This is a genomic window from Rhizobacter sp. P5_A1 (assembly GCF_056400745.1).
On sequence record NZ_JBFUKR010000057.1, the window covers coordinates 1 to 7,649 of the forward strand.

Sequence of the window (7,649 nt, forward strand, 5' to 3'; positions counted from 1 at the left end):
ACGATGTTCCGCGAGCTGCGCAAGCTGGGCGCGACGCCGGATCTGGCCGCGCGCATTGCCTGCAACGCAAGAAGCTGGTGGCGCAACAGCGCCATGGGCCTGAACCGCGTGCTGCCCATCATCTTCTTCGACTGTCTGGGAGTCCCGCGATTCTCCTGACCTCAACTTCTCGAACCGCCCGGTGCGGACCCGCATGCCGGGTGGTGTGGGAGGGGCCCGATCAGCGATGATCGGCTCCTATCCCGATTGGGCCGACGGTGCGTGCGAACCCCCGTGAGTCGGGGGGTGGGTGCAGGGTTTCCCGGGAACATGGCTTGCGTGCCCGTCCCGTATCGTCCAGCTCGGTTCGGTGGCACCTACAAGGCTGGCTCGCCGACGTTTTTACCCCATCCTCAACAGGGAGAGTTCATGAGTGCGTTGATGAAACATCCGCTGGCGATCGCCGGTGCAGCGTTGGCGATCGTCGCCATCGCGTCGTCGTCGGCCTTCGCAGGCAGCGACAACAGCGCCGGCATGCGCGTCGTGCGCGACCCGGTCACCGGCCAGCTGCGTGCGCCGACGCACGAAGAGCTCAAGGCAATGCAGGATGAGGAAAAGGCCGCGAAGGCGCCTGCACGCGCGCCGGCATCCATCGCGCCCCGCTCGCACCAGAGCGGCGCCCGCGGAGCGCGGATGACGGACGAGTCGATGAGCCACACCGTCTTGATGCGCCAGCCCGACGGATCGCTGCAGGAGCGCTGCTTCGGCAGTCGTGACGAGGCGGAAGCTGCGCTGAAGGCGCATTCGAGCATCGTCAAGACCAGCAACGCACCGACGGAGTGACAGCCATGACACCCCTCAAGAGCAAGAGCGCGGTATGGGCACCGGCGATCGCTGCGCTGCTGGCGGTCGCGGGGACTGCGGCACAAGCCGCGACCATCCAGATCACCAGTCGCGATCCGGCAGGCGTCGGTTTCAACGACCCGACTCCCGTCGCACCGGTCGGCGGAAACACCGGCACGACCCTGGGTGAGCAGCGGCTGAACGTCTACCGCTACGTGGCGAACCTGTGGGAGCAGGCACTGCAGAGCAACGTGACCATCACGGTCAACGCGGGCTGGGAGGCACTCACTTGCACCGCGACCGGTGCGGTCCTGGGCAGCGCCGGCGCTTGGAACATCTGGCACGACTTCCCGGGCGGCGTTGCGGGCACCTGGTATCCGCAGGCGCTCGCCAACAAGCTCGCCGGCGTCAATCTCTCGGCCGGCGTTGCGGACGATGGGTCGGGCTACGGCACGGTCGACATCAAGACGCAGTTCAACGTCAACCTTGGCAAGCCGGGCTGCCTGACGGGCGCGCCGTTCTATCTGGGTCTCGACGGCAACGCCGGGACGCAGGTGAACTTCGTCGAGACCTTGCTGCATGAGCTCGGCCACGGGTTGGGCTTCTCGGTTCTGAGCGTCCAGACTTCGACGGGCTTCCGCATCAATCCCGAGGCGACGGCCTATGTCGGAACCGGGGGGCTGCCGAGCATTTGGGAAGGTCACATGTACGACAACACTGCGGGCAAGACCTGGCTGGTGATGTCGTCGGTCGAGCGCAAAACCTCGGCGATCAATCCGCGCCAGCTCGTCTGGACGGGCAACAACGTGACGACGTCGGCGCCGAACGTGCTCAGCTATGGCACGCCGCGGATGCAGGTGATGTGGCCGGCAACGATCGCCGGCGAGTACCTGGCGGGGGCGGCGTCGTTCGGCCCGGCACTGGACGCGCCGGGCTTGAACAAGCAGGTCATGCCGGTCGTCGAGAACGGCAATCTCGGCTTGGCTTGCAGTCCGCTCGACGAGGCCAACCAGACCGCGGTCAAGAATCGGATCGCGATGGTGCTGCGCGGCGCCTGCCCGTTCACACAGAAGGTGCTGAACGCGCAGAACGCCGGAGCGCTCGGCGTGGTCGTCGTCGACAACACGTCGGCGACACCGCCCGACGCGCTCGGCGGCGCCGATCCGAGGGTGATGATCCCGGCGATACGCATCTCGTTCGCGGATGGCGTGACCCTCCTCGGCGCGATGAATCTCACCAAGCGCAGTTCGGACGTCGTCGTCAGGCTCGGGGTCGACAACTCGCAGCTCGCGGGCGCCGACAAGCTCGGTCGCGTGATGCTCTACACGCCGAACCCGCTGGTCGGCGGATCGTCGGTCTCGCACTGGGATACGAGCGCGCGCCGCAACCTGCTGATGGAGCCGGCGATCAACGCTGACCTGACTCAGTTCGTCGTTCCGCCGTACGACCTGACGCTGCCGCTGCTGAAGGACATCGGCTGGTAAGACGCAGAGCCGTTCGTCGCTCATGCAAGGGGCGCGGCCGATGGTCGCGCCCCTTTTCCATGGGTGGAACCGTCGAGCGCTTAAACTTGCGTTCCTGACACACCCGCTCTACAGGCACGATGCCCCGCACGCTGTACGACAAGATCTGGGACGAACACGTCGTCCACACCGAGGACGACGGCACCGCCGTGCTCTACATCGACCGCCACCTGGTCCACGAGGTCACGAGCCCTCAGGCTTTCGACGGCCTCGAGCTGGCGGGCCGCAAGGTCTGGCGCGTCTCGGCGAACCTGGCCGTCAGCGACCACAACGTGCCGACCACCGATCGCTCGCATGGCATCGCCGACCCGATCTCCAGGCTGCAGGTCGACACGCTCGACGCGAACTGCGACCGGCTGGGCATCACGCAGTTCAAGATGAACGATCGGCGCCAAGGCATCGTCCACGTGATCGGACCGGAGCAGGGCGCAACCCTGCCGGGCATGACGGTGGTCTGCGGTGACTCGCACACCTCGACCCACGGCGCGTTCGGCGCGCTCGCGCATGGCATCGGCACCAGCGAGGTCGAGCATGTGCTCGCGACGCAGACGCTGCTGACGCGCAAGGCGAAGAACATGCTGATCCGCGTCGAGGGCAAGCTCGGCGCCGGCTGCAGCGCGAAGGACATCGTGCTGGCGATCATCGGCAAGATCGGCACTGCCGGCGGCACCGGCTACACGATCGAGTTCGCCGGTTCGGCGATCCGCGCCTTGAGCATGGAAGGCCGGATGACGGTGTGCAACATGGCGATCGAGGCCGGCGCGCGCGCCGGGCTGATCGGCGTCGACGAGACCACCATCGCCTACGTGAAGGGCCGGCCGTACACGCCGGCCGGCGTGGAGTGGGAGCAGGCGCTGCGCTACTGGAGCGCGCTGCACTCCGACCCGGGTGCGCAATTCGATGCGGTCGTCGAGCTCGACGCATCGCGCGTCCGCCCGCAGGTCACCTGGGGCACCTCGCCCGAGATGGTGCTCGCGATCGACGACCGCGTGCCCGACCCCGATCGCGAGAAAGACGCGAGCAAGCGCGGCGCGATCGAGCGCGCGCTGCAGTACATGGCGCTCGAGCCGAACAAGCTGATCTCCGACATCCTGATCGACAAGGTCTTCATCGGTTCGTGCACGAACTCGCGCATCGAAGACCTGCGCGAGGCGGCCTCGGTGGTGCGGCGCCTCGGCGCGAAGGTCGCATCGAACGTGAAGCTCGCGATGGTCGTGCCGGGCTCCGGGCTCGTGAAGGAGCAGGCCGAGCGCGAGGGCCTCGACAAGGTCTTCAAGGCCGCCGGCTTCGAGTGGCGCGAGCCGGGCTGCTCGATGTGCCTGGCGATGAACGCCGATCGGCTCGAGCCGGGCGAGCGCTGCGCATCGACGAGCAACCGCAATTTCGAGGGCCGCCAAGGCGCCGGCGGCCGCACGCACCTCGTCAGCCCGGCGATGGCGGCTGCTGCCGCGATCGAAGGCCACTTCGTCGATGTCAGTCGCCTCGCGTGAAGAGATGTCAGCCCCCACGTCACTTCGTTCCTGCCCCCCGAGGGGGCGCCCAGCCGCCTTGGGGCGGCCCGGCGCCGTCTGAGAATCATCTATTGCCATGACTCCGTTTCGCATCCACACCGGCCTCGTTGCGCCGATGGACCGGGAGAACGTCGACACCGACGCGATCATCCCGAAGCAGTTTCTCAAGTCGATCAAGCGCTCCGGCTTCGGCCCGAACCTGTTCGACGAATGGCGCTACCTGGACCACGGCGAGCCGGGCCAGGATCCGGCGTCGCGCAGGCCGAACCCCGACTTCGTGCTGAACCAGCCGCGCTACAAGGGTGCCTCGGTGCTGCTCGCGCGCAAGAACTTCGGCTGCGGCTCGTCGCGCGAACACGCGCCGTGGGCGCTCGAACAGTTCGGCTTTCGCGCGCTGATCGCGCCGAGCTATGCCGACATCTTCTTCAACAACTGCTTCAAGAATGGCCTGCTGCCGATCCAGTTGCCGGAAGAGCAGGTCGCGCGGCTGTTCGACGAGGCGGCGGCATTCATCGGCTGCACGTTGACGATCGACCTCGAGCAGCAGGTGATCATCAAGCCCGACGGCACGTCGATCGCCTTCGACGTGCAGCCGTTTCGCAAGTATTGCCTGCTCGGCGGCTTCGACGACATCGGCCTGACGCTGCGCCATGCCGACAAGATTCGCGCCTTCGAGGCCGAGCGGCTGCTGACGAAGCCCTGGCTGGCGCACCGCCTGTGAACCCCGGAACTGGAAACTGATTCGTGAAGATTGCAATCCTGCCGGGTGACGGCATCGGCACCGAGATCGTCGCGCAAGCCGTGCGCGTGCTGGGCGCACTCGACCTGCGTTTCGAGACCGAGACCGCGCTCGTCGGCGGCGCGGCGTTCGATGCGCATGGCCATCCACTGCCCGAGGCGACGCTGAAGCTCGCGCAGGCCGCCGACGCGGTGCTGTTCGGCGCCGTCGGCGACTGGAAGTACGACAAGCTCGAGCGCGCACTGCGCCCCGAGCAGGCGATCCTCGGCCTGCGCAAGAGCCTGGGCCTGTTCGCGAACTTCCGCCCGGCGATCTGCTACGAGCAGCTCACGCATGCGTCGAGCCTGAAGCCCGAACTCGTCGCGGGTCTCGACATCCTGATCATCCGCGAGCTGACCGGCGACATCTATTTCGGCCAGCCGCGCGGCCGCCGGCGCTCGCCCGATGGCGCGTTCGCCGGCGCCGACGAAGCCTTCGACACGATGCGCTATGCGCGCCCCGAGATCGAACGCATCGCGCACGTCGCGTTCCAGGCGGCGCGCAAGCGCAACAAGCGGCTGACGAGCGTCGACAAGGCGAACGTGCTCGAGACCTTCCAGTTCTGGAAAGACATCGTCACCGAAGTTCATGCGCAATACCCTGACGTGGCACTCGACCACATGTACGTCGACAACGCGGCGATGCAACTGGTGCGTGCGCCGAAGACCTTCGACGTGATCGTCACCGGCAACATGTTCGGCGACATCCTCTCGGACGAGGCCGCGATGCTGACCGGCTCGATCGGCATGCTGCCCTCGGCATCGCTGAACGCGTCGGGCAAGGGCCTGTACGAGCCGAGCCACGGAAGCGCGCCCGACATCGCCGGCAAGAACCTCGCGAATCCGCTCGCTACAATCCTGTCCGCCGCCATGATGCTTCGCTTCTCGCTGAATCAGCCCGCCGCCGCCGACCGCATCGAGTCGGCGGTGCAGCAGGTGCTCGCCTCGGGTTTGCGTACTGCCGACATCTGGTCCGAAGGCACCACCAAGGTCGGAACGCGCGAGATGGGCGACGCCGTCGTCGCTGCGCTCGCGACCAAAACCACGATCAAGGGCTAGTTCAGCTCCGGTTCGTGTCGCCCCCACCCTTGGCGAACGAGCCGGGGGAGCAAGAGGTTTCGATCAACTTTTCACTGGGGCATTTCTGATGACGACACTCACGGGTTTGGTTGGATGGCGCGGCATGGTCGGTTCCGTGCTGATGGACCGCATGCAGGCCGAAGGCGACTTCGACCACATCGAGCCGATTTTCTTCAGCACCAGCAACGCCGGCGGCGCCGCGCCGGCGATGGCGAAGAACGAGAACAAGCTGTTCGACGCCTACGACATCGCTGCGCTGAAGCGCTGCGAGATCATCGTCACCGCGCAAGGGGGCGACTACACGGCCGACGTGTTCCCGCGGCTGCGCGCGGCCGGCTGGAACGGCCACTGGATCGACGCGGCATCGACGCTGCGCATGAAGGACGATGCGGTCATCGTGCTCGACCCGGTCAACATGCCGGTGATCCGCGACGCGTTGACGAAAGGCGGCCGCAACTGGATCGGCGGCAACTGCACCGTCAGCTGCATGCTGATGGGCGTCGGGGCGCTCTACAAGGCCGGGCTGGTCGAGTGGATGAACACGATGACCTACCAGGCGGCGTCGGGCGGCGGGGCCGCGCACATGCGCGAGCTGCTGACGCAGTACGGCACGCTGAACGCCTCGGTGCGCAATCTGCTCGACGACCCGAAGAGCGCGATCCTCGAGATCGACCGCCAGCTCGCTGCGACGCAACGGGGCTTGAGCGAGGCCGAGACCGCGAACTTCGGTGTGCCGCTCGGCGGCAGCCTGATCCCGTGGATCGACAAGGATCTGGGTGACGGCATGAGCAAGGAAGAGTGGAAGGGCGAGGCCGAGACCAACAAGATCCTCGGCCAGGGTGCAGGCTTCGGCACCGCCGCGACCCCCGTCGACGGCTTCTGCGTGCGCGTCGGCGCGATGCGTTGCCACAGCCAAGCGCTGCTGTTCAAGCTCAAGAAGGACGTGCCGTTGGCCGATATCGAAGCCTTGATCGCGAACGACAACGCCTGGGTCAAGCTCGTGCCGAACAACAAGGAGGCGACCTTGCGCGATCTGACGCCGGTGGCCGTGACCGGCACGATGACGATTCCGGTCGGCCGCTTGCGCAAGATGTCGATGGGGCCGGAATACCTGGGGGCATTCACGATCGGTGACCAGCTGCTGTGGGGTGCGGCCGAGCCGCTGCGCCGGATGCTGCGCATCGTGCTCGAGGATTGACGCATCGAGGTTCCCGCCCACTTGTTGTTACATGGCGACAGGGCGCGCGCCAAGGCGTCGATCCGTGAATCGCTCGCAATGTCAGCCATTGCATTAGCTTGTCAGCGTATCTCATTGATGCTATTGTGATTTCCACTTTCGAACCGCACGCCCGCCGAAACGGCGGCGGAAATCGCGACAATCACGCTGTCGACACAGGTGGGCACACGCCAGTGCGCACCTCGTCTTATTGGGAGACGCCTTGAAAAGAAGCTTGACGTTCACGGGGCGTTTCGCCCTGACTGGGGTGGCCGCCGCCGCGTTGCTGCTGGCCGCGCCGGCCGCGTGGTCGCTCGGCTTGGGCCGGATCCAGGTGCAGTCCGCGCTGGGCGAATCGCTGCGCGCCGAGATCGACGTCACGAGCATGACGCCGGAAGAGGCATCGAACCTGCGTGTTCGCGTCGCGCCACCGGAGTCCTACAAGGCCGCGGGTGTCGACTACAACGCGGTGCTCCCCAGCACGCAGGTCGAGTTGCAGCGCCGCGCCGATGGTCGACCCTATCTCAAGCTGACCAGTGACCGTGGTGTTCAGGAGCCCTTCGTCGATGTGATCCTCGAGATCAACTGGTCCACCGGTCGGCTGGTGCGCGAATACACGATGCTGTTCGATCCGCCGACGACCGCGCGCGCGCCGGCGCCTGCGCCGACCGCGACGACGGCCCCGACGATGTCGGCCGCCGCGCCGGTGCCGCCCTCGCG

Annotated in this window: 7 protein-coding genes; all 7 read left to right on the top strand. The window is 66.6% G+C overall.

Going from position 1 to position 7,649, the window contains the following annotated elements; translation table 11 throughout:
* Positions 1–318: 318 nt before the first annotated feature.
* On the top strand, positions 319–822 hold the full coding sequence (locus AC1DTW_RS27755; protein WP_477985210.1) for a post-PEP-CTERM-1 domain-containing protein: 504 nt from the start codon (positions 319–321) through the stop codon (positions 820–822).
* Between the two features lie 5 nt (positions 823–827).
* Positions 828–2,306, top strand: coding sequence for a PA domain-containing protein (locus AC1DTW_RS27760; protein ID WP_477985212.1), 1,479 nt, complete (start codon positions 828–830; stop codon positions 2,304–2,306).
* Positions 2,307–2,425: 119 nt separating this feature from the next.
* Positions 2,426–3,835, top strand: coding sequence for a 3-isopropylmalate dehydratase large subunit (leuC, locus tag AC1DTW_RS27765; protein WP_477985214.1), 1,410 nt, complete (start codon positions 2,426–2,428; stop codon positions 3,833–3,835).
* A 97-nt stretch (positions 3,836–3,932) separates the two neighbouring features.
* On the top strand, positions 3,933–4,577 hold the full coding sequence (gene leuD / locus AC1DTW_RS27770; RefSeq protein ID WP_477985216.1) for a 3-isopropylmalate dehydratase small subunit: 645 nt from the start codon (positions 3,933–3,935) through the stop codon (positions 4,575–4,577).
* Positions 4,578–4,600: 23 nt separating this feature from the next.
* A complete protein-coding gene (gene leuB / locus AC1DTW_RS27775) occupies positions 4,601–5,692 on the top strand; it encodes a 3-isopropylmalate dehydrogenase (RefSeq protein WP_477985218.1) in 1,092 nt (363 codons plus the stop codon).
* Positions 5,693–5,780: 88 nt separating this feature from the next.
* Positions 5,781–6,911, top strand: coding sequence for an aspartate-semialdehyde dehydrogenase (gene asd, locus AC1DTW_RS27780; RefSeq protein ID WP_477985220.1), 1,131 nt, complete (start codon positions 5,781–5,783; stop codon positions 6,909–6,911).
* A 241-nt stretch (positions 6,912–7,152) separates the two neighbouring features.
* The coding region (locus AC1DTW_RS27785; RefSeq protein WP_477985222.1) for a type IV pilus assembly protein FimV at positions 7,153–7,649 on the top strand (497 nt) is incomplete at its 3' end.

What these genes read in the sequence shown, in the direction of transcription:
- leuD (WP_477985216.1), top strand. Translation starts at nt 3,933, where the DNA reads ATGACTCCGTTTCGCATCCACACCGGCCTCGTTGCGCCGATGGACCGG.
- asd (WP_477985220.1), top strand. Translation starts at nt 5,781, where the DNA reads ATGACGACACTCACGGGTTTGGTTGGATGGCGCGGCATGGTCGGTTCC.
- AC1DTW_RS27760 (WP_477985212.1), top strand. Translation starts at nt 828, where the DNA reads ATGACACCCCTCAAGAGCAAGAGCGCGGTATGGGCACCGGCGATCGCT.
- leuC (WP_477985214.1), top strand. Translation starts at nt 2,426, where the DNA reads ATGCCCCGCACGCTGTACGACAAGATCTGGGACGAACACGTCGTCCAC.